Here is a 21,073-nt window from a genome sequence, read left to right as displayed (position 1 = left end):
TCCGGGGAAATGGGCAAGCCCTCCGCCCCTCCGGCGTGCCGAAGGGTGGAGGGCACCGCGCGTCAGGAGCGGCTCAGGAGGTGAGGGGCGGGCGGCCGTAGCGGGCGGTCCAGGCGGTGTACGCCGTGCTGCGGGCAGCGACGGCGGCGTGCGCGGCGCGGGCGCTCTCCAGCAGGGCCGGCGCGTGCGCCGCGAACGACGACCGCCAGATGAGCACCTGCCGCATCCACAGCGGGTTCCCGCGCAGCGGCAGCACCGCCACCCGCTCACCCGGGTCGTAGAGCGCCTGGCAGGCCGACACCGCGTGCCCGGCCGCGATCAGCTCCCGCCGCACCCCGGCCTCCACGAGCTGGTACCGCCCGCGCGGTGTGAACCCGGCCCGCCCGCACGCCTCCAGCAGGTGCTCCGGCCACCCCATGCCGTCGGGCGGCGGCAGCACCCACGGCTCGCCCGCCAGCTCGGCCAGTTCCACCTCCGTCCGCCCGGCCAGCGGATGGGCGGCGGGCAGCGCCACGAACACCGGCTCGACCGCCACCACCCCCATGCCCATGGCCGGGCTGGGCCGCAGCTCGTGGTCGGGGTAGTCGGCCACCAGGGCCACGTCGAGCCGCCCGTTGGCCACCATGTCCACCAGCACCCGGACGAAGTGCTCGGTCTGCAGCGTGATGCGCGCCTCGGGCAGCGCGCCCGCCAGGTTCGCGACGAGGGGCACGACGACGGGGTTCTCGAAGCTGCCCACCCGGATCGACTGCCCGGCCAGCTCGTACGGCCCCGCCGCCAGCAGATCGTCCACCCCGGCGAGCACCACCCGAGCCCTGGCCAGCACGAACTCCCCGAACGCGGTGGCCGCCACGCCGCGGTGGTCCCGGGTGAAGACCGCGCCGCCGAGCAGGCGCTCGATCCGCCCCAGCTGGGCGGTGAGCGCGGGCTGGGAGACGCCGAGCGCCGCCGCGGCCCTGGTCACGCTGCCCTGGTCGGCGATGGCGCGCAGCGTCCTGAGATGTCTCAGTTCGAGCTGCATCCCGCAGAAGCTATCACTCCGGAGTTATGCCCTTATGGGATGAGACTCCTGCACCTTTCGGGCCGATAGTGCATGACATGCGTAAATTCGCGGCCCTGGTGCTGGCCGCCGCCGTCTTATATGTCCCATCCGCCCACGCGTCCGCGGCCGCCGACGGGCCCGGAGCGGCCACGGTCGTGCCGGTCCAGGTCACCGGCGCCCCCGCCAAGCGGTTCAACCTGATCGTCATGGGCGACGGCTACACCGAGGCCGAGCAGGCGAAGTTCCGGGCCGACGTGGACCGGCACCTCAACGTGATGTGGTCGATCGAGCCCTTCAAGACCTACCGCGACTACATCAACGTCTACCGGATCGACATCGTCTCGGGCGAGTCCGGCGTGAGCTGCGACCCCGGCCTGGACGCGCCCCGCCGTACGACCCCGCTGAGCATGGGCTTCTGGGGAGGGTGCAACCCGGGCAGCGTGCAGCGCCTGATCACCATGGACAACTCCGCCGCCACCCGCTTCGCCAACCTGGTCACCGGGACGACGTCGGGCAACCGGCAGATCCTCGCCCTGGCCAACAGCGGCACCTACGGCGGCGCGGGCGGCAGCTACGCCACCGCCTCCGGCAGCAACTCCATGTCCGCCCTGATCAGCCCGCACGAGCTCGGCCACTCCCTGGGCGGCCTCCAGGACGAGTACGACTACTACCAGCGCGGCGTCCCCGGCGGGACCTACGGCGGCTCCGAGCCGTCCAGCGCGCACCACAGCCTGCTGACCGAGCAGCAGATGCTCGACCAGCGCAGGAAGTGGTGGCGGTGGCTGGGCGAGGACAGCGAGTCCGGCGGCCCGATCGCCCGCTTCGAGGGCGGCATGTACTACACGAGCGGCGTGTGGCGGCCGAGCAGGCATTCCATGATGAAGACCCTCGGCTACTACTTCGACCAGGTCAGCCGCGAGGTCATGACCCAGCGCATCACCGCCAAGACCATGCTGATCCAGGACTCCGCGCCCACGTCCGCGCCCGTCGGGGCCGACCGGGTGCTCTGGATCGAGCCGATGCGCCCGGCCGGGCACTCGCTGACCACCACCTGGGCCGTGGACGGCAAGAACCTGCCCGGCGACGCCGACGTCCTCGACCTGCGCACCCTGGGCCTGGCACCCGGCACGCACACGGTCACCGCCACCGTCGCCGACCCCACGGAGTTCGTCCGGGACCCGGCGGTCAGGGCCGCCATGACCAGGACGCGCACCTGGACCGTGGACACCACGCTCACCACGCCGCCCGACGGCGTCCAGGCGGGCATCGTGTCGTCCACGCCGACGGACCGCCCGGCCGGGCGCGCCGCCGTCGTCTACGTGGAGACCACCCACCCGGCGGCGGCCGTCCCCGCCGTCACCTGGACGCTGGACGGTGACAGGCAGGCGGGCACCGGCGCCGAGTTCGACCTGGGCGCGGCCGGCCTGACGCCCGGCGCGCACACCCTCACGGCCACCCTCGGCGGCACGACGCTGACCTGGCAGGTCGACGCCGCCGATCCCACCACCGGGTACGAGCTGTCCGAGCCGCTCGCCCGCTCCGGCGACACCTACGTCTACAACGCCCCGTTCACGATGAAGCTCACCGGCGACGACGACCGCGACGGGTACGTGGTCTCGGAGTCCCGGGTGGACGGCGACGGCTGGTTCAACTACTTCGGCTGGCCCACCTCCTCCGAACTGCCCTGGACGTTCACCGAGGAGGGCACGGTCATCGACTCCCTCGTCTACGGCAAGCTGCCGCGCGGCCGGCACACCGTCGAATACCGCTCGATCGACGCCGCCGGCAACTACGGGCAGGCCAAGAGCTTCACCGTCACCACCATCGCCCCGCCGCCCGCCTGCGACCGCACGGTCACCGGCACGCACCGGGGCCCGCTCACCGTGGCCGACGGCGTCACCTGCCTGAAGGACGCCCAGGTCACCGGCCCGGTCACGGTCAAGGCGGGCGCCTCGCTGGTGACCGACGGCGGCCGGATCAGCGGCACCCTCACCGCCGCCGGGCCCGCCGCCGTGCACCTGATCAGGACCCGCGTGGACGGCGCGCTCAGCGTCACGGGCGCGCGGCAGCTCACCGTCGTGGGCGGCGAACTGCGCGGCGCGGCCGTGCTCACCGGCAACACCGCGCCGATCCTGTCGGGCGTCACGGTCAAGGGCGCGCTCGCCTGCACCGGCAACACCCCGGCGCCGGCCGACCTCGGCGTGCCGAACCAGGTGAACGGCGCGGGCGGCGGTCAGTGCGGCAAGCTGTCAGCGGGCGTCAAGGGGAAGCCGTACGAGGCGGTCCAGGACCTCCGCCAGTGAGCTGACGGCCAGATCACGGACCCTGGCGTACTCGGCTTCCGGGTACTGCCGGGGTCCGTTCTCCACCAGCAGGATCAGGTAGAGGTAGGCGCGGTAGAGGTCGAGCCGGGCGCGGGCCGAGGCGGTCAGCTCCAGCGGCGTCACCTCGCGGTAGCCGGCCAGCAGCGGGTCGTCCTCGCGCAGCTCGTCGAAGATCGTCGGGGTGACGAACTCGGCGATCGGGTCGCCCCAGAACGCCCGCTCGTGGTCGATGATCGCCTGGATGCGCGGTTCGCCGGTCAGGTCGAGGAACACGTTCCCGGCCCACACATCGAAGTGCACCAGGCAGGGCGTGGTCACCTCGTCCAGCACCGGCGCGGCCCGCTCGAAGGCCGCCATGATCTCGGCGGCCGGGCGGGGCAGCGGCGTCGGGTAGCGCTCGGTGTCGGCCAGCAGCGCGCCCACCATGGCCAGGAACGCCTCCCGCCAGGTCGAGCCGACGATCCCGGCGTGCGGGTAGCCGAACACCTCGCCGGTCACCGCGTTGAACGCGGCCAGGTGGCGGCCGAGCTCCCGGCGCAGCGCCCGCTCGCCCTCGGGCTTGACGTCGTTCCAGGAGACGCCGTCGAGGGCGCTCAGCATCAGGTAGTCGCCGCCCAGCACCGGGTCGTCGAACCCGGCCACCAGCAGCTCCGCCATCGGCACGCCCGCGGCGGCGGCCAGCTCGTAGGCGGCGGCCTCCATGCGCAGCAGGTTGCGCTCGTAGCTGAGCTGGTCGAGATCGGGCGAGGGCGACAGCTTGAGCACCACCTCGCGGCCGTCCTCCAGGGTCAGCCGCCACACCGCGTTGGCGTAGCCGTCGGTCAGCTCGGTGGCCGTGAAGACGCCCGCCCCCACGGCCCGCCGGGCCAGCGCGTCGAGCTCGGCGGGCGATAAGCGGCGCTTGGTCCTACTGTCCACGTGGGCCCCTTCCGGGTTCAGGCGGCGCTGATCGTCCAGCTCGCCACGTGTTCGTCGCCCGGCCGCAGCACGACCAGGTCGGTGCCGGAGTTGAAGGCGTCGGGCGGGCAGGTCATCGGCTCGACCGCGACGCCCTCGTAACCCAGCTGCCGGCTCGTGCAGACCTGCACCCAGGGCAGCACGGCCGGGTCCCAGGCGAGCCGCACCCCGCCGACCCGCACCTCCCCGCGGTCGAGCCCGGTGAAGGCGTGGTCGATCACGGTGTCGCCGACCGGGCGCGGCTTGCCGAAGTCGTACGGGGTGCCGGCGACGTCGGCCAGGCCGGCCGGCAGCAGCCGGTCGTCGGTCTCCAGGTAGCGGGCGGCGGGCAGTTCCAGCTCCTCGCCCAGCAGCCACGGGTGGGGCCCGCAGCCGTAGGGGGCGTCGGCCTCGCCGGCGTTGCGGGCCGTGACCGTCGTGGTCAGGCCGCCCTGGCCGAGCCGGTGCTCGACCGACAGCGCCAGCGTGAACGGGTAGCCGGGGGCCCCGGCCAGCTCGTACGTCAGGCGCGCGCGATCGGCCTCGGCCTCGGCCACCTTCCAGTCGACGACGGCGACCAGGCCGTGCAGCGCGTGACCGCGGTCGGCCTCGGTCACCTCCAGCTGGTACGGGCGGCCCTGGAAGGTGTAGCGGGCGCCGCCCACCCGGTTGGGCCAGGGAGCAAGGACGGTGCCCGCGAAGTACGGGACCGGGCCCTGCTCGGGCCAGGTCGTCACCAGGTCGCGCCCGCCGTGCCTGAGCGTCCTGACCGCGGCGCCACGCGGGCTGATCTGCGCGGTGTAGCCGCCGCCTTCGAGCTGGGGCACGGAGAAGGTCCTTTCGTCGGGCCTGCGAGCAGCCGGGCCAGGATATCCCCTGGTCAGGCCGACTCTCGGCGAACCAGGTGCGTGTCGAGGATCACCACGGGCTGGCGCAGCTCCTCGCCGTTGATGCGGGCCACGAGGAGCTGGGCCATCTGCCGGCCCATGGCCTCGGTCGGCTGGTGGACGGTGGTCAGCGGCGGGTCGGCGTGCAGCGCGGCCTTGGAGTCGTCGAACCCGATCACCGCCACGTCGCCCGGGATCGCCTTGCCCGCGGCCTTGAGCACGCGCATCGCGCCCAGGGCCATCGGGTCGGAGGCGGCGAAGACGGCGTCGAGATCGGGATGGCTCTCCAGCAGCTCCTGCATGGCGGTGGCGCCGCTCTCCTCGGAGAAGTCGCCGAAGGCCACGATCTCCGGCAGCCCCGAGGGCAGCAGGGCGTCGCGGTAGCCGGCCAGACGGTCGACGCCCACGCCCATGTCCTGGGAGCCGGCGATCGTGGCGATCGCGGCCCGGCCGAGGCCCAGCAGGTGTTTGACCGCCTGCCTGGCCCCCGCCCGGTTGTCCATGTCCACGAAGCTGTAGGGGTCGAGGCCGACGGGCCTGCCGCCGAGCACGGTCGGTACGCCCATCTCCTCCAGCCTGCCCGGCAGCGGGTCGGCGCCGTGCAGCGACAGCAGCAGCACGCCGTCGACGTGCTGCCCCGTCAGGTAGGTCTCCAGCCGCTCGTGCTCCTCGGGGGAGCGCGCCATCGCCAGGATCAGCTGCAGCCCGGTCTCGGCCAGCGCCGAGCCGATGCCGCGGATGGTGCCCGCGAAGTACGGCTCGTCGAAGACCCGGAACTGGGACTCGGACACCACCAGGGCGACCGTGTCCGTGCGGCGCGTGACGAGAGCACGCGCCGCCCTGTTGGGCACGTAGCCCAGCTCGCGGATGGCCAGCTCGACGGCCTCGCGGGCCTTGGCGCTGACGTTCGGCGAGCCGTTGATGACTCTCGACACCGTGCCCCGGCCCACACCGGCCCGGGCCGCGACTGCCTCAAGAGTCGGTCGGTTCATGTCGCCTATTGTGCCGGATGATCTCCGAGTACCAGTGCGCGCTGTCCTTCAGCAGCCGCTCCTGGGTGTCGAAGTCCACGTGGACCAGGCCGAAGCGCTTGCCGTAGCCCCAGGCCCACTCGAAGTTGTCCATCAGCGACCAGGCGAAGTAGCCCTGCAGGGGCACGCCCGCGTCGATCGCCTCCCGGCACGCGCCGAGGTGCGCCTCCACGTACGCCTGCCGCTGCGCGTCGTGGATGCGGCCGTCGGCCAGCACGTCGTCGAAGGCGGCGCCGTTCTCGGAGACCACCATCGGGATCGGCGGGTAGTCCCGCGCCACCCGGGTGAGCACCTCCACCAGGCCGCCCTCGTCGATCTCCCAGCCCATCGCGGTGACCGGCCGGCCGCCGTTGACGAACGAGACGTGCTCGCTGCCCACCCACGGCGAGGCCGTGTCCGTGGGGGCCGCCGCCGCCGACGCCTTGCCGCCGGGCGCGCCGGAGACGGTGAAGCGGCTGTAGTAGTTCACCAGCAGCACGTCGATCGGAGCGTTGATGATCTTCATGTCGCCCGGCTGCACGAGGTCGTCGTCGATCGGGATGTCGTTCAGGACGTCCTCGGGGTAGCGGCCGGTCAGCAGCGCGTCCAGGAAGAACCTGTTCTGCAGGCCGTCGATGCGGCGGGCCGCCTCCAGGTCGGCCTCGCTGCCGGTCTCGGGGGAGATCGCGTACAGGTTGACGCAGCCGCCGACGCGGCGCGCGTCCATCGCCTGGACGGCCAGGCCGTGGGCGAGGTTGAGGTGGTGCGCGCCCCTGATCGCGTTGCGCGGCTCACGCCGGCCCGGGGCGTGCTCGCCCGAGGCGTAGCCGAGGAACGCGGCGCACCATGGCTCGTTGACCGTGCTGAACGTGTGGACGTGGTCCTTCAGCGCCTCGTGGACGATCGAGGCGTACTCGGCGAAACGGTAGGCCGTGTCGCGGTTGGGCCAGCCGCCCTTGTCCTCCAGCTCCTGGGGCAGGTCCCAGTGGTAGAGCGTCAGCCAGGGGTCGATGCCGTTCTGCCGGAGCTCGTCCGTGAGCCGCTTGTAGAAGTCCAGGCCCTTCTGGTTGACCGCGCCCGAGCCGGTCGGCTGCACCCGGGGCCAGGACACCGAGAAGCGGTAGGCCGTCAGGCCCAGCTCCGCCATGATGGCGACGTCCTGCCGGTAGCGGTGGTAGTGGTCCATGGCCACGTCCCCGTGGTGCCCGTTGAGCACCCGGCCCGGCGTCTTGGTGAAGGTGTCCCAGATGGACGGGCCGCGCCCGTCCTCGGTGACCGCGCCCTCGATCTGGTACGCCGAGGTCGCCGCGCCGAACGCGAAGCCGGCGGGGAAGCGCAGCCCGGGACGAATCTGTTCCTCTTGTGTCGTCACGCCTTGACCGCACCTTCCATGAGTCCGCCGACGATCTGGCGGCCGAATGCGACGAATACCGCGATGAGCGGAATGATGGACAGCGCGGTACCCGCGAAGATCAGCGAGTAGCTGGTCGAGTAGCGCGCGTTGAGCGAATTGATGGCGATCTGCACGGTCGGGTTGTCCGGGGTCAGCACGATCAGCGGCCACATGTAGTCGTTCCACATGAGCATGAAGGTGTTGATGCCCAGCACCGCCATGCCCGGACGCACGGCCGGCAGCACGACGTTCCACCAGATCCGCAGCGTCGCCGCGCCGTCCACCCTGGCCGCCTCGACCAGCTCGTTCGGCACGGCCTGACGCGTGTACTGCGTCATCAGGAACACGCCGAACCCGTTGAGCAGGTACGGCAGGATGATCGCCTTGAGCGTGCCGGTCCACTCCAGGCTCACCATCATGCGGTAGAGCGGGACCACGCCCATCTGCTGCAACGGCACCGCCATCGTCAGCAGCACGAGCAGCAGCAGGATGTTGCGGCCCTTGAAGTGCAGGCTGGCGAAGGCGAACCCGGCCAGGGTCGAGATGATCACCACGGAGACCGTGACGATCGCCGCGCTGATGAAGGAGTTGGTCAGGCCGAGGAGGAAGTGCGCGTCCTCGTTGTTGAGCACCGCCACGATGTTCTCGCCCAGGTTGCCCCCGGGCAGGAACTTCGGCGGCACCGCCACGGCGTCGGAGTTCGTGCGCGAGGCGATGACCAGCATCCAGTACAGCGGGAACGCCGACAGGAAGATGGCCACCCCCAGCATGACCCGCGTCATGACGGTCGGTTTCCAGGCGGTCACTTGGCGCCTCCGATCCGCCGGACGAACAGGAAGTTGACGGCCGCGCCGATGAGGATCAGCAGGAACAGCAGCCAGGCGGCGGCCGCGGCGTAGCCGTAGTCGAACTCGCGGAAGCCCTGCTTGACGACGAACATCGCCACCGTCTGGAACTGGCCCTGGGAGCCGCCGTCCACGTTGCCGTTGTAGAAGGTGGTCGGCTCGGAGAACAGCGTCAGGCCGCCGATCGTGGAGTTGAGCACCACGAAGATCATCGTCGGGCGCAGCATCGGCAGCGTGATCTGCCAGAACTGCCGCCGCCGGGACGCGCCGTCGATGGAGGCCGCCTCGTACAGGTCCTTGGGGATCGTCTGCATGCCGGCCAGGAAGATGATGGCGTTGTAGCCCGTCCAGCGCCAGTCGACCATCGCGGCGATGGCCAGCCAGGACGGGAAGCGCTCGGCCCGCCAGTTGATCTTCTCGCCGCCGAACATGCCCAGGACCCAGTTCACCAGGCCCCAGTCGCGGGCGAACAGCTGCGTGAACACCACCGCGACCGCGACCACCGAGGTGACCAGCGGCAGCAGCACGCTCATGCGGATCGGCAGGCGCCAGCGGAGCTTCTTGTTCAGCGCGTTGGCCAGGAACAGGGCCATCAGCATCTGCGGGATCGTGGCCAGCAGGAAGATGCCGACGGTGTTGGTGACGGCGTTCCAGAAGTCCTCGTCGGTCAGCAGCGCGGCGTAGTTGCCCAGCCCGGCCCACTTGGTGTCGCCGGCCAGGTCGTAGTCGTAGAGCGAGTAGTAGAGCGTGAAGGCCAGCGGGAACAGCCCGAAGGCGGCGAACAGCAGGAAGTAGGGGGAGACCAGGGCGTACGGCATGGCCTTGACGTCAAGTCGTGAACGCCAGAGGCGGCCGGGAGGGCGGGCACGGCGGCGGTTCGTCCGCACCGGCCGCGGATGGGAGTCGAAGCTCATGAACAGACCTTTCGGCGGCAAGCCCGGCCCGCGGATCGCGGGCCGGGCGGAGCAAGATCAGCCCGCGGCCTTCACCGCGTCGTCGACCAGCTGCTGCCAGGCCTTGTCGTAGGCCACCGAGCCGTCGTCCATGCCCTGGATGACCGACTCGACCGCGTTCTTGACCTGCGCGTGCTTCACACCGAGGAAGACCGGCTGCAGGCTCTCCGCCGACTTGGCGAAGATCTCACCGATCGGGGCGTCGCTGAAGAACTCGTTCTTCGCGCCCTGCACGGCGGTGTCGGCCTGGGCCTTGCTGTTGCTCGGCATGTTGCCGAAGTCGGTGAAGATGCTCGCCTCGGTCTGCGCGCTGGTCAGGTAGTCGGCGACCTGCGCGGCCTCCTTCGGGTGCTTGGACTGCTTGGGCACGGCCACCCACGAGCCGCCCCAGTTGCCGCCGCCGCCGGGCACCGAGGCGACGTCCCACTTGCCCTTCATGCCGTCACCGGCGTTGCCCGACACCACGCCGAGCATCCAGGACGGGCAGCCGACCGTGGCGAAGGCGCCCTTCTGGGTGCCCGCCGCCCACTCGTCGGTGAAGTTGCGCAGCTTGGCCGTCAGGCCGGACTGGCTGAGCTTGGAGGCGAAGTCGAAGCCCGCCTTGACCGCCGGGTTCTTGTCGACGATGAGGTTGTTGTCCTTGTCGAAGTAGGCGACGTTGCCGTTCTTGGCCGCCTCCTGGTACAGCACCACGTTGTAGAGCGTGTTCGTGCCGTCGGTGAACTTGGTGTCCTTCACCTTCGCCTGGAACTGCTGGCCGACCTTCATGAAGTCGTCCCACGTCGGCCACAGCGCCGCGACCTTCTCGCGGTCCGTGGGCAGCCCGGCCTTCTTGAACAGGTCCGCGCGGTAGCAGAGGCTCATGCCGCCGATGTCGGTGCCGAGGCCGAAGACCTTCCCGTCGGCGGTGACGCCGTTCTCCCACTTCCAGGCGGGGTAGTCGGCCTTGCGGCCCTCAAGTCCGTACTCCTTCAGGTCGGCCCACCACTCGGGGTGCGCCTTGGCCAGGCCCATGCCGCCCTCGTCGATGCCGACGACGTCACCGGCGCCGTTGCCGGACTGCAGCCACTGGATCATCTGGGGCCAGTACTGCTGCTCGAACTGGTCGGTCAGGTGCTCTTCCTTGATCTGGATGTCCTTGTGCTCGGCGTTCCACTTCTCGATGGCGTTCTTGTAGCCGAAGTTGGAGCCGCCGCCGAAGGTCTGCACCCGGATGGTGACGGGCTCGGCCGCCGCCGCGGAGGAGGCGGGGGAGCCGCCGGCGGCCGGCGTGTCGCCGCTGCCGCACGACGCGACGGTCAGCGCCGCCGCGGCCAGGGCTGAGGCCGCGGCCAGACCGCGACGCTTGCTGATCATCATGGGAGACCCCTTCTCGGGTGAATGGTGGGGGAGGTGCACCGCGGCACGCGCTCCGCCGCGGTGGGAGTTTTTGGGAGCGCTCCCACAAAGGGTGCACTTACCGGCTGTGTCCGTCAATCCACCGAAACGGAACCGTTACCAATGGTGCGTTTTGCGCCCCAAAATCAGGATTCAAGGGCATGAAGGGCGCGAAAGGCCGTTTGGGAGCGCTCCCACCTCAAGAGACATCTTTCGTGCCGCATCAAGGGCATGTCGCCCGGACCTTCCGTGCTTGCTCCGGGTCAGGCCCGGCTGTCACGGAGCGTGACGGCCGCCCGGCACGTTCCAACGTCCGCCCTCCGCAGAGGGGATCGCCGTTCCTCAGCAGGCGGCGGCGCGCTCGCGCAGCAGGGCCCGCTCGCGGGAGTTGCGGGTCATCGAGGCCGCCCGCTCGAACTCCGCCCGCGCCTCGCCGCGCCGGCCCAGCTTGAACAGCAGGTCGCCGCGGACGCTCGGCAGCAGGTGGTAACCCTTCAGCGACGGCTCGTCCACGATCTGGTCGAGCAGGTCCAGGCCCACCGCCGGGCCGTAGGCCATCGACAGCGCCACCGCCCGGTTCAGCTCGACGACGGGGGAGCGGGCCAGCCGGGCCAGCGACTCGTACAGGCTCGCGATGCGCACCCAGTCGGTGTCGCCGGGATCGAGCGCGCGGGCGTGGCAGGCCGCGATGGCGGCCTGGAGCGTGTACGGCCCGGCCGCGCCCCCCGGCTTCTCGGCCCGCGCCAGCGCCGCCAGCCCGCGCCCGATGAGCAGCCGGTCCCACAGGGTGCGGTCCTGCTCCAGCAGCAGCACCGGCTCGCCGGACGGCCCCACCCGGGCCGCCGCCCTGGACGCCTGGATCTCCATGAGCGCGACCAGCCCGTGCACCTCGGGTTCGGCGGGCATCAGCCCCGCCAGCACCCGGCCCAGCCGCAGCGCGTCCTCGCACAGGCCGGGGCGCATCCAGTCGTCGCCCGCCGTCGCCGAGTACCCCTCGTTGAAGATCAGGTAGATGACCTCCAGCACGGACGAGAGCCGTCCCGCCAGTTCGGCGCCCTGCGGCACCTCGAACGGGACCTCCCGGTCGGCCAGGGTGCGCTTGGCCCGCACGATCCGCTGGGCGGCGGTCGGCTCGGGCACCAGGAACGCGCGGGCGATCTCGTCGGTGCTCAGGCCGCCGAGCACCCGCAGGGTCAGGGCCACCCGCGCCTCCATCGACAGCACCGGATGGCAGGCGGTGAAGACCAGCCGGAGCAGGTCGTCCTCGATCTCGTCGGGCTCGGGCGGCTCCTCGGCGCTCTCCAGCCGGTGGCCCAGCTCGGCCAGGTTGCGGGACATGCGCTCGTTCCTGCGGATCAGGTCGACGGCGCGGCGCTTGGAGACCGTCATCAGCCAGGCGCCCGGGTTGCGTGGCACGCCCGACTCCGGCCACTGCTCCAGGGCCGCGACCAGCGCGTCCTGGGCCAGCTCCTCGGCCAGGCCGACGTCGCGGACCAGTCCGGCGAGGCCGGCGATGAGCCGCGCGGCCTCGATCCGCCAGACGGCCTCGACCGCCCGGTGGGCGTCGGAGGCCGTCACCGCCTCGATCGTCCGGGGTGCCTCGGAAGCCGTCATCGGCACATGACACCAGCCGCCGCCCGGGGTCCGCAAGCCTCGGTCAGGGCTCCCACGTGCCCAGGCGCCGGCGCATGGCCCGCTCCCGCTCGACGTCCACCGGGTCGGACGAGGCCGCGTCCGGCGCGTCGGAGGCGTCGTAGACCCGCCACACGTCCAGCGCGATCCCGTCGCAGCCCTCGGGGACGGGCACGCGCAGGGCCCACTCGACGGCCTCCTCCCTGGACTTCACCTGGATCAGCCAGAACCCCGCGATCAGCTCCTTGGCCTCGGCGAACGGGCCGTCGATCACCTTCGCCCGGCCGCCGCTGTAGGCGATCTGCGCGCCCTGCGAGCTCGGGTAGAGGCCCTCGGCGGCCAGCAGCACCCCCGCCCTGGTCAGCGCCTCGTTGTAGGCGTGCATGTTGTCGACGACCTCCTGGCTGGGCACCGCCCCCGCCTCGGTCTCCGCGTTGGCCTTGCCGACGATCATGAACTTCACTCTGCCGTCCCTTCCCCCCGCGATCGCGCCGCGGAGCCGGTCTCACCCGAGCGTCGAACGGGCGCCCGCCGGATCGACACGCGGGGGCGGATCGTTCGTTGTCCAGGGCACGGTACCGGTCGTGCGACCGCGTGGCCGATGTGCCATCCTCGGCCCATGCCCCAACCCGCAGCAGCCGGCCTCCCCGCCAACCGGGCCCTCTGGGACGAGCGCGCCCGCGTCCACGGCTCCACGCCCGCCGACAGGTTCTACGACGTGGACGCCTTCCTCGCCGGCCGGCAGACCCTCTACGCGCTCGAACGCGGCCTGGCCGGCGACGTCGCCGGGAAGGACCTGCTCCACCTGCAGTGCCACTTCGGCATGGACACGCTGAGCTGGGCGCGGCTCGGAGCGCGGGTGACCGGCGTCGACTTCTCCCCGGTGGCGGTCGCGCGCGCCCGCGACCTGGCGGCCGAGGCAGGGCTGGCGGCCACGTTCGTGGAGGCCGACACGCAGCGGCTGCCCGAGTCGCTGGCCGGGGGCTTCGACCTGGCCGTGGCCACGTACGGCGTGTTGTGCTGGATCGGCGACCTGGCCGCCTGGATGCGCGGCGCGGCCATGGCGCTGCGGCCCGGCGGGCGGCTGGTGCTGGTCGACCTGCATCCGGCCTACCAGACGGTGGCCTCGCTCGACCCGCTGGTGGCCGACTGGCCCTACGGCGGCGGCCAGGCCCACCGCGAGACGGTGACCGGCACGTACGCCGACGCCGGCGTGGTGACCGAGGCCCAGGAGACCGTCCAGTACCCGTACTCGGTGGGCGAGATCGTCACGGCGGCGGCGCGCGCCGGGCTCACGGTGGCCGAGCTGGGCGAGCACGTCGCCGCCGAGCTGGACCCGCGCGGGCTGCTGACCGAGGGCGAGGACGGCCGCTACCGGCTGCCGTTCGGGGACTCGCACCTGCCGGTGCTGTACTCGCTGGTGGCGGTCCGGCCCTGAGACGCGGCGAGCGCGCGTCCCTCGTGCGGGACGCGCGCTCGAAGCCGCGCTCGAAGCCGGGGAGGTCAGCCCGCGTACTGCGGGTAGCCGTAGCCGACGACCTGCGACTTCGGCCGGACGCGCTCCTCCACCTTGCCGTTGCCGGTGTTGCCCTCGACCGTGGAGATCGTGCCGTTGCCGTTGTCCTTGACGACGAAGCCGACGTGCTGGATGGCGTCCAGGCTCTTGCTGCCGCCCCAGGAGAAGAAGACGACGGCGCCGGGCTTGGCCTCGGTGCCCCAGCGCTTGTTGGCGGCGAACCACTTGGCGTGGGCCACGGTCCAGGCGTCCCAGCCGACCTGCGGGCGGGCGCCGGTCTGCTCGCCGACCCAGGAGACGAACATCGAGCACCAGGCGGCGTTCACGTAGTCCTGGCGGCTGCCGCCGTCGCGGGCGACGGTCTCGGCGGCGCGCTGGGAGTCGGCGTACCACTTCTGGAACTTGGTGCCGCCGCCGTAGGCGTTCTCGGAGATGCCGACCTGGGCCTTGGCCACGGCCAGGACCTGTGCGGCGGTGACGTTGACCTGGGTCTCCCCGGCCCTGCCGGTCTGGGCGGCGGCCTGCGGCGCGACGGCCGAGTGGCCGGTGGAGGCGGCCGGGTCGACGCTGTCGGCGCCGGCGGCGGTGGCGTGGGCGCCGATCGCGGTGGCGATGATGGTCGCGCCGAGCGCGGCGCGGAGGTGGTTGATCTTCGGGGCACGGATGGGACGGTGCTTGGCCATCGAGGGCATTACTCCTTGCTTCCATGCCGCTTACCGGGTTAGCTGACGGGTTCGGACGTGGAAGCTGCCCTACGGCACCGAAGTGCCGATTCACCCCAAAGGACGTGGGTCCCCGGTTCCGCCCGGAGGCGGATTCAGCGGTCACAGGACGATCCTGTGAAATGTCTTGCGATGGTTGGACAAAGCCGGACAAACCGGACGTCTGCCGCGAGATGCCCCACAAGGTAATACATCGGGCAAGAAGAAGGCAAATGCCTAAAGGCGCAGCTAGGAGAGTTGCCCCCGCGCGTCGGCCAGAAGCCCCATCATGGCAAGGGATTCGTCAAGCGGCATGACGGCGCTCTCGGTCCGGCCCTCGGCCGTGGCGGCGCGCACCTCGCGCAGCTCCCCGGCGTACCCGTTGTCGGCCGGGTCGAGCACCAGCTCCTCCGTCTCCATCGACGGCCCCGACAGCAGCACCCGCTGCGGCGCCCAGAACGGCGCCAGGATGTCGGCCCGCATCGACGTGCCCACCACGCTCGCGTCGTTGGCGTGATGGGCGAGCAGGGACACGTCCACCAGCGCCCGCCGCCCGTCCGGGTAGAGCAGCACCCCGCCCGCCTCCGCGTCGACCCCGCTCGGCGCCAGCGAGCCGGTGATCCGCAGCTCACGCGGCATGCCGAGCAGGAGCTGCGCCAGCCCGAACGGGTAGATCCCCAGGTCGAGCAGGGCCCCGCCGCCCAGCTCCGGCGCCCACAGCCGATGGGCGGGGTCGTAGGGCAGCGCGAACCCGAACGAGGCCCGCACCGAGCGGATCTCCCCGAAACGCGGATCGGCCGCCACCCGCTGGATGAGCGGGTTGAACCGCATCCACATGGCCTCCATGAGGAAGACCCCGGCCGCGCGGGCCAGCGCCACCATGCGCTCGGCGTCGGCCACGCCGGCCGCCAGCGGCTTCTCGCACAGCACGGACTTGCCCGCCGCGATGGCCGCCTCGGCCACCTCCAGGTGCTGGGCGTGCGGCGTGGCCACGTAGACCGCGTCGACGGCCGGATCGGCGCACAGGGCCTCGTAGGAGCCGTAGGCCGACTCCGCGCCCAGCTCGTCGGCCAGGGCCCGCGCCCTGACCAGGCTCCGCGAGCCGACGGCGGCCACCCGCATGCCGGGCTCGGCCACGATGGCCGCCCCCACGGTACGCGCGATGCCGCCGGTCGCCGCTATTCCCCAGGTGAAATCTCGCACGCCCGAGATCGTAGAGCGCTCAGGTCAGGTTGAACGAGTCGGGGTCGGGCCCGATGCGCCGCCCAGAGTTCATCGCGCCGATGGCCACCAGGTCCTCGGAGTCGAGGATGAAGTCGAACACGTCGATGTTCTCCTCGATCCGCGCCGGGGTGACCGACTTGGGGATCACCACGTTGCCGAGCTGGAGATGCCAGCGGAGCACGATCTGCGCGGGCGTCTTGCCGTACTTCTCCGACAGCACGCGCAGCGCCGGGTCGGCCAGCAGCCCCTTGCCCTGCCCGAGCGGGCTCCACGCCTCGGTCAGGATGCCGTTGGCCTCGTGGAAGGCCCGCATCTCGCGCTGCTGGAAGTACGGGTGCAGCTCGATCTGGTTGATCGAGGGCGTGATGTCGGTCTCGTTCATCAGCCGGGTCAGGGTGGCGACCGTGAAGTTGGAGACCCCGATGGCCTTGGCCCGGCCGTCACGGTAGATCTTCTCCAGCGCCCGCCAGGCCTGCACGTACTTGTCCTGCTCCGGAACCGGCCAGTGGATCAGGAAAAGATCTACGTAGTCGAGGCCCAGGCGGGCCAGGCTCTCGTCGAAGGCCTGCTCGGCCCGCCCGTGGTCGCCGTTCCACAGCTTGGTGGTGACGAACACCTTCTCCCGTGGCACCCCGGCGGCGCGCACGGCCCGGCCGACGCCCTCCTCGTTCTCGTAGGCGGCGGCGGTGTCGACATGCCGGTATCCGGCGCGCAGCGCGGTCGTCACGGCGTGCTCGGCGTCGTCGGCAGAGACCTGCCAGACGCCGAAGCCGAGCTGTGGTATCTGCACACCGTCGGTGTTGAGCATAAGCGAGTTCATACCCTCCATTGTTCACGTGTCGTTTCTTGCGGCTTAAGCAGGCCGGGTTAGCTTGTGACGGGTCGTGCAAGGCGCTCCACCGGCTGGGGGAAACAGAGTGGTCAGACAGGCGTCGGCCTGGGTGGAGTCTCCGCTCCAGATGCTGTGCGCCGTCGAGGCCCACCATGCCGGGCTGCTCGGCCCGGACACCGTGGTCGTGCCGCGCGCCGGCCTGCGCCCGCTGCGCGCCACCCGCAAGGAGCTGCGCCGCCTCGACCTGCCTCCCGGCCTGGTGCTGGACGAGCCGCGCGAGCGCATGCCGCGCCGCGTCCAGGCCGTGGGCGACGCGTTCTCCGGCAAGGTCCAGGTGCGCTGGCTGACCTCCGACCCCGGCCGCATCGTCGTCGTGGACGACGGCCTGGCCACGCTCAGGCTGCTCGAACTGCTGGCCGCCGGGCCGTACCGGCCGCTGCTGCGGGCGCGGGCGACGCCGTCGCGGGCGCGGGCCCTGCTCGGCCTGGCCGCCGCGCTGCGGCTGCGGATGAGCCGGGTCTCGGTCTTCACCGCGCTGCCCGTCCCCGAGAAGCTGGCCGACGCCGTCCGCGAGGCGGGCGTCGACCTCGTGCACCACGACTTCGCCTGGCTGCGCGCCCAGCCGCCGAGCACGCAGGGCCCCGCCGAGCGCACGGTCGTCCTCGGCACCTCCCTGGTCCGCAACGGCCTGGTGCACCGCGACCGCTACCTGCGCTGGCTGACCGACCTGGCCGGCCGCGAGCCGCTGGCCTACTACCCGCACCGCCGCGAGGACCCCGTCGACCTCGCGCTGATCAGGGAGCGTCCCGGCATCACCGTGCACGACGCGGGCGTGCCGGCCGAGCTGACGCTGCGCGGCCTCGACGCGGGGCAGCGCGTGCTCAGCCTTCCCTCGACCGCGATCACCTCGCTGCGGGTGCTGCTCGGCCCGCGCGGTGTCGAGGTCGAGCCGGTGGACGTTCCCGACGACTGGTGGACGAGCAGGGCGGCCCCCGACCTGCGATCGCATTTGACAGGAGCGTCCAGGTGAGGGTGCTGGCGGTAGCCGACTCCGACTCGTATCTGAAGTGGGCGGCCTGCCTGCTCGACGACCTGCCCCCGGGCTGCGACACGGAGCTGGTGGTGGTGCGTACCCCGATCGCGCCCTCGGCCGAGCAGATCGCGGCGGCGGTGGGCGGGCGCGCGGCGCCCCCGGTGCTCTCGGCGCGGTCCCTGCGCCGCCTGGCCGAGCGCACCAGGCCCGACGCGATCCTGGTCGGCTGCACGGGCCCGGTCGTGGACGTGCTGGTGGCCGACGTGCTGGCCGGGCTGCGGCCGAGGCCGGTGTTCGTCAGCGGGCTGCCCGGCATCTCGGTCCCGGCCACGGAGAAGGCGTGGCTGTTCCGCAGCGGCTGCGACCTGTTCGTGGTCCACAGCGAGCGCGAGGTGGCCGAGTTCTCCGAGATCGCCGGGCGGCTCGGCGGAGGCGGGGCGGTCGGGCTGGCCCGGCTGCCGTTCCTGCGGCCCGGCGCGGCGGCCGGCGGCGGCGACCGGGTGGTGTTCGCCACCCAGGCCAAGGTGCCGCGGGCGCGGGAGGAGCGCGAGCGGGTGCTGCGGGCCCTGGCCGAGCTGGCCGGACGCCGCCCCGGCCTGGAGGTCGTGGTCAAGCTGCGCGCCCTGGAGCACGAGCGCCAGACCCACAACGAACGCCACCACTACCAGCGGCTCTGGCGCGAGATGGGCGAGCCGGGCCGGCTGACGTTCGCGGCCGGGTCGATGCACGAGCAGCTCTCGCGGGCGGCCGGGTTCGTCACGGTCAGCTCGACGGCCGCGCTGGAGGCCGTCGCCATGGGCGTGCCGTCGCTGGTGCTGAGCGACTTCGGCGTCAGCGCCGAGATGATCAACCTGGTGTTCGAGGGCAGCGGCCTGCTCGGCACGCTCGACGACCTGGCCCTGGGCGACTTCCGCCCGGCCGAGCCGCGGTGGTGCGAGGCCAACTACTTCCACCCCGCCGGGCGCGACGACTGGGCGGACCTGCTGGCCGGACTGGCCGCGGAAGGGGGGCGGCCGCCCGCCCGCTCGCTGCTGGACGGCCCCGAGCACGCCGCGGCCCGCCGCCGGGCCAGGTTGCGGGTGGAGGTGCCGCCCACGATGTTGCGGGCGGGCTACCGGGCCAGGCGGCGGGTGCGCCGCTACCTCAGATCGCTGACCTGATCTTCCTACGCAGCCTGGAGAGCGCCGAGGGCGGCTCGGCCAGCCCCAGCGTCTCCAGGCGCTTGCGCTTGAAGTATCGCGGGTCGAACGCGACCCCCGACGGGCGCAGCTCGGGATAGGCGTCGGCCTGCATGCAGTAGCCGACCGCGCGCACCAGCGCAGGCAGGTCCGTGCGCGGCGGCCGGTCGATCACTCCGTCGGCGCCCAGCCGGGGCAGCAGGGCGTCCACGATCGTGGCAGGGATCCTGTTGCTGTTCTCGTACGGCGTGAGCCGGTCCAGCACCAGGCCGGTGCCGAAGGTGGCGACCGGCAGGCCGAAGTAGCGCATGGCGGTCACCAGTCCGGTGGAGAAGCAGCCCACGACCAGCTCGGGCCGCAGCGCCGCGAAGCACACCTCGGCCGGCACGCTCTCCCCGGCCACCGTCAGCCCTACCCCCAGGGGCTCGGCCGCCGCGCGCAGCAGTTGCGCGTGCCGGCGTCCGGCGGCCGGGTGCGGCTTGAACACCACGCTGGTGCAGCCGCGGGCGACCAGCGCGCCCAGCATCGAGGCGTGCAGCCCGGCCTCTTCCTCCGGCGTGACGATCTCCAGGGCCGACAGGTACTGGCCGAGGATGACCGCCTGCCCGGAGGGCATGTCCGGCGCGGTGGCGGCCACCTCGCGCACGACCGCGAGGAAACGCTCCTCGGGCAGCACCACGGGCGGCACGCCGTACTCGCTGAGCAGCAGCGGGGTCAGGCCGGGCACCAGGTCCAGGTGCAGCAGCCGCTCGATGCGGCGGGAGATCTCGGCCGGCAGCGGGTCGCGGGTCGGGCCGTAGCTCATCAGGCCGTCGGAGTAGACGGTGATCGGGCAGTCGCGCACCAGACCGGCGATCGTGCGCGCGGGCGGCACCGCGATCGACTCCAGCACCAGCTCCTCGACGTCGTCCAGGGCCAGGTGGGAGCGGATCAGCCGCTCGAACATCGGCACCTCGATGACCCGCGCCCGCCAGTCGGAGGGGTGCAGCGGGGCGATCAGGTCGTTCCAGGAGTGCACCTCGTCGAAGCGCGAGCGCAGGACGGCGAAGCCGGGCGCGCCGTCGAGCGGCACCGACACCTCGGGGATCGCCGCGTTGTTCGACACGATCAGCACGCGCCGGCCCGTGCCGAAGCGGCCGTCGTCGATCGCGGCGGCCAGCGACATGGCGCCGAACAGCGTCGAGGCGTAGAAGACCTTCATCAGGAGTCCTCCCGATCCCGGCGGATCCGGACGTGGGGGCTGGGGGGAATGTCGGGCACCAGGGCGCGCAGCAGGGCCTCCCGCTCGACGGCCATCCGCGACACCGCGTCGGCCACCAGCGCGGACGGCAGCCCGCGGACCATCTGCGCGCCGCGTTCCTCGAAGCGGGCCCGCAGCGCGGGCGTGAACCGGCCCGCGAGCTCCAGGTGGTGGGCCAGCAGCGCGCAGAAGTTGCGCGCCGCCTTGGGCAGGAACTCCGGCTCCAGGTCCTTGAGGACCAGCTCGAAGGCGTCGAAGAAGTGCAGTTGCCGCTCGTCGCCGATCTGCGTCAGCGAGCCGGACACCAGGCGCCGGTAGAACACCCCGGCCATCGACACCACCGCGAACGTGGCCGCCTCCCGGTGCAGCCGCCAGATCCACGGCCGGTCCTCGGCGGTGTGCAGCGAGCCGGGGAAGTGCAGCAGGTCCCGCAGCGAACGCCGGTAGACCCCGGCCCACGCGTACGGGTAGTCCACCATGGTCCGCACCCCCGCCGGCAGGATCGCCGCACGGGGGTCGAGCACCACGCCGCGGCGCGACAGCGGGGCCCGGTGCACCACCCGCTTGCGCCCCTCCACCTGGACGTGGTCCACCCGGACGAAGTCGCAGCCGAGCCCGTCGATGGCCGCCACCAGCCCGGCCAGGTAGCCGGGCGCCAGCCAGTCGTCGCCGTCCATGAACGTGACGAACCGCCCCGAGGCGGCCGACAGCCCGGTGTTGCGGGCGTCGGCCAGCCCCACGGGGGCGGGGTTGCGCAGCACGGCCAGGCCGGGCAGGTCGCGGGCGAAGTCGGCGATGATGTCCGGGGTGGCGTCCACGGAGCCGTCGTCCACGACGATGAACTCGAAGTCGTGCCGGGCGTTGCGGGCGAGCGAGGCGAGCGCGTCGGCGATGAAGCGCTCGCCGTCACGCACCGGCACGACGACGGAGAGAGTGGTCGGCGTCATGAC

Annotated in this window: 19 protein-coding genes and 1 riboswitch; of the genes, 4 read left to right on the top strand and 15 right to left on the bottom strand. The window is 72.1% G+C overall.

Features of this window, described 5'->3' with window-relative positions:
• Positions 1 to 73: 73 nt before the first annotated feature.
• A complete protein-coding gene (locus ACWCSU_RS26985) occupies positions 74 to 1,021 on the bottom strand; it encodes a LysR family transcriptional regulator (protein ID WP_357695850.1) in 948 nt (315 codons plus the stop codon).
• Positions 1,022 to 1,098: 77 nt separating this feature from the next.
• On the opposite strand from ACWCSU_RS26985, the gene ACWCSU_RS26980 reads away from it, so the two are divergent.
• A complete protein-coding gene (locus ACWCSU_RS26980) occupies positions 1,099 to 3,345 on the top strand; it encodes a M64 family metallopeptidase (protein WP_449938561.1) in 2,247 nt (748 codons plus the stop codon).
• Here the strand turns inward: ACWCSU_RS26980 and ACWCSU_RS26975 are convergent.
• The 9 genes from ACWCSU_RS26975 to ACWCSU_RS26935 all read right to left on the bottom strand — a co-directional run bounded on the left by ACWCSU_RS26975 (position 3,292) and on the right by ACWCSU_RS26935 (position 12,853).
• Positions 3,292 to 4,284 carry a phosphotransferase family protein gene (locus tag ACWCSU_RS26975; RefSeq protein ID WP_357695855.1) on the bottom strand — a complete coding sequence of 331 codons (993 nt, stop codon included), beginning with the start codon at positions 4,282 to 4,284 and terminating at the stop codon, positions 3,292 to 3,294. The genes ACWCSU_RS26980 and ACWCSU_RS26975 overlap by 54 nt on opposite strands.
• A gap of 17 nt (positions 4,285 to 4,301) precedes the next feature.
• Positions 4,302 to 5,129 (bottom strand): aldose 1-epimerase family protein, encoded by an 828-nt coding sequence (locus ACWCSU_RS26970; RefSeq protein ID WP_449938560.1) that lies wholly within the window; start codon positions 5,127 to 5,129, stop codon positions 4,302 to 4,304.
• Positions 5,130 to 5,182: 53 nt separating this feature from the next.
• Positions 5,183 to 6,181, bottom strand: coding sequence for a LacI family DNA-binding transcriptional regulator (locus tag ACWCSU_RS26965; RefSeq protein ID WP_357695859.1), 999 nt, complete (start codon positions 6,179 to 6,181; stop codon positions 5,183 to 5,185).
• The gene (locus ACWCSU_RS26960) at positions 6,162 to 7,571 is read right to left on the bottom strand and encodes a GH1 family beta-glucosidase (RefSeq protein ID WP_397042488.1); all 1,410 of its coding nucleotides are present in this window, start codon (positions 7,569 to 7,571) and stop codon (positions 6,162 to 6,164) included. The genes ACWCSU_RS26965 and ACWCSU_RS26960 overlap by 20 nt, the downstream gene beginning before the upstream one ends.
• Positions 7,568 to 8,398 (bottom strand): carbohydrate ABC transporter permease, encoded by an 831-nt coding sequence (locus tag ACWCSU_RS26955; protein ID WP_357695863.1) that lies wholly within the window; start codon positions 8,396 to 8,398, stop codon positions 7,568 to 7,570. Before ACWCSU_RS26955 ends, ACWCSU_RS26960 begins: the two co-directional genes overlap by 4 nt.
• Complete coding sequence (locus ACWCSU_RS26950; protein ID WP_449938558.1) at positions 8,395 to 9,351, bottom strand: carbohydrate ABC transporter permease; 957 nt, start codon at positions 9,349 to 9,351, stop codon at positions 8,395 to 8,397. The genes ACWCSU_RS26955 and ACWCSU_RS26950 overlap by 4 nt, the downstream gene beginning before the upstream one ends.
• A gap of 57 nt (positions 9,352 to 9,408) precedes the next feature.
• Entirely contained in the window at positions 9,409 to 10,749 is a 1,341-nt protein-coding gene (locus ACWCSU_RS26945; RefSeq protein WP_449938556.1) for an ABC transporter substrate-binding protein, read from the bottom strand.
• 360 nt (positions 10,750 to 11,109) lie between these two features.
• Complete coding sequence (locus ACWCSU_RS26940) at positions 11,110 to 12,381, bottom strand: RNA polymerase sigma factor (protein WP_357695869.1); 1,272 nt, start codon at positions 12,379 to 12,381, stop codon at positions 11,110 to 11,112.
• Between the two features lie 43 nt (positions 12,382 to 12,424).
• Positions 12,425 to 12,853: a YciI family protein gene (locus ACWCSU_RS26935; RefSeq protein ID WP_357696077.1), complete on the bottom strand. Its 429-nt coding sequence runs from the start codon at positions 12,851 to 12,853 to the stop codon at positions 12,425 to 12,427.
• 165 nt (positions 12,854 to 13,018) lie between these two features.
• Here ACWCSU_RS26935 and ACWCSU_RS26930 point away from each other — a divergent pair, with 165 nt between their 5' ends.
• A complete protein-coding gene (locus ACWCSU_RS26930) occupies positions 13,019 to 13,837 on the top strand; it encodes a class I SAM-dependent methyltransferase (RefSeq protein WP_357695871.1) in 819 nt (272 codons plus the stop codon).
• A 65-nt stretch (positions 13,838 to 13,902) separates the two neighbouring features.
• Here ACWCSU_RS26930 and ACWCSU_RS26925 read toward each other — a convergent pair whose 3' ends face one another.
• The 3 genes from ACWCSU_RS26925 to ACWCSU_RS26915 all read right to left on the bottom strand — a co-directional run bounded on the left by ACWCSU_RS26925 (position 13,903) and on the right by ACWCSU_RS26915 (position 16,660).
• Positions 13,903 to 14,598: a CHAP domain-containing protein gene (locus ACWCSU_RS26925; RefSeq protein ID WP_397042484.1), complete on the bottom strand. Its 696-nt coding sequence runs from the start codon at positions 14,596 to 14,598 to the stop codon at positions 13,903 to 13,905.
• Between the two features lie 12 nt (positions 14,599 to 14,610).
• Positions 14,611 to 14,748, bottom strand: a riboswitch (cyclic di-AMP (ydaO/yuaA leader).
• Between the two features lie 117 nt (positions 14,749 to 14,865).
• On the bottom strand, positions 14,866 to 15,819 hold the full coding sequence (locus tag ACWCSU_RS26920; protein ID WP_357695875.1) for a Gfo/Idh/MocA family protein: 954 nt from the start codon (positions 15,817 to 15,819) through the stop codon (positions 14,866 to 14,868).
• A 19-nt stretch (positions 15,820 to 15,838) separates the two neighbouring features.
• Complete coding sequence (locus ACWCSU_RS26915; RefSeq protein ID WP_449938552.1) at positions 15,839 to 16,660, bottom strand: aldo/keto reductase; 822 nt, start codon at positions 16,658 to 16,660, stop codon at positions 15,839 to 15,841.
• Between the two features lie 97 nt (positions 16,661 to 16,757).
• Between ACWCSU_RS26915 and ACWCSU_RS26910 the strand changes: the two genes are divergently transcribed.
• Positions 16,758 to 17,702: a hypothetical protein gene (locus tag ACWCSU_RS26910; protein WP_357695879.1), complete on the top strand. Its 945-nt coding sequence runs from the start codon at positions 16,758 to 16,760 to the stop codon at positions 17,700 to 17,702.
• Positions 17,699 to 18,865, top strand: a complete 1,167-nt coding sequence (locus ACWCSU_RS26905) for a DUF6716 putative glycosyltransferase (protein WP_449938548.1) — start codon at positions 17,699 to 17,701, stop codon at positions 18,863 to 18,865. The genes ACWCSU_RS26910 and ACWCSU_RS26905 overlap by 4 nt, the downstream gene beginning before the upstream one ends.
• Here the strand turns inward: ACWCSU_RS26905 and ACWCSU_RS26900 are convergent.
• On the bottom strand, positions 18,849 to 20,084 hold the full coding sequence (locus tag ACWCSU_RS26900; RefSeq protein ID WP_449938545.1) for a polysialyltransferase family glycosyltransferase: 1,236 nt from the start codon (positions 20,082 to 20,084) through the stop codon (positions 18,849 to 18,851). The genes ACWCSU_RS26905 and ACWCSU_RS26900 overlap by 17 nt on opposite strands.
• The gene (locus ACWCSU_RS26895; RefSeq protein WP_357695885.1) at positions 20,084 to 21,070 is read right to left on the bottom strand and encodes a glycosyltransferase family 2 protein; all 987 of its coding nucleotides are present in this window, start codon (positions 21,068 to 21,070) and stop codon (positions 20,084 to 20,086) included. The genes ACWCSU_RS26900 and ACWCSU_RS26895 overlap by 1 nt, the downstream gene beginning before the upstream one ends.
• Between the last annotated feature and the right edge of the window lie 3 nt (positions 21,071 to 21,073).

The sequence above is a fragment of the Nonomuraea sp. NPDC001699 genome, from assembly GCF_053596455.1.
This window is presented reverse-complemented; position numbering and strand designations above follow the sequence as displayed.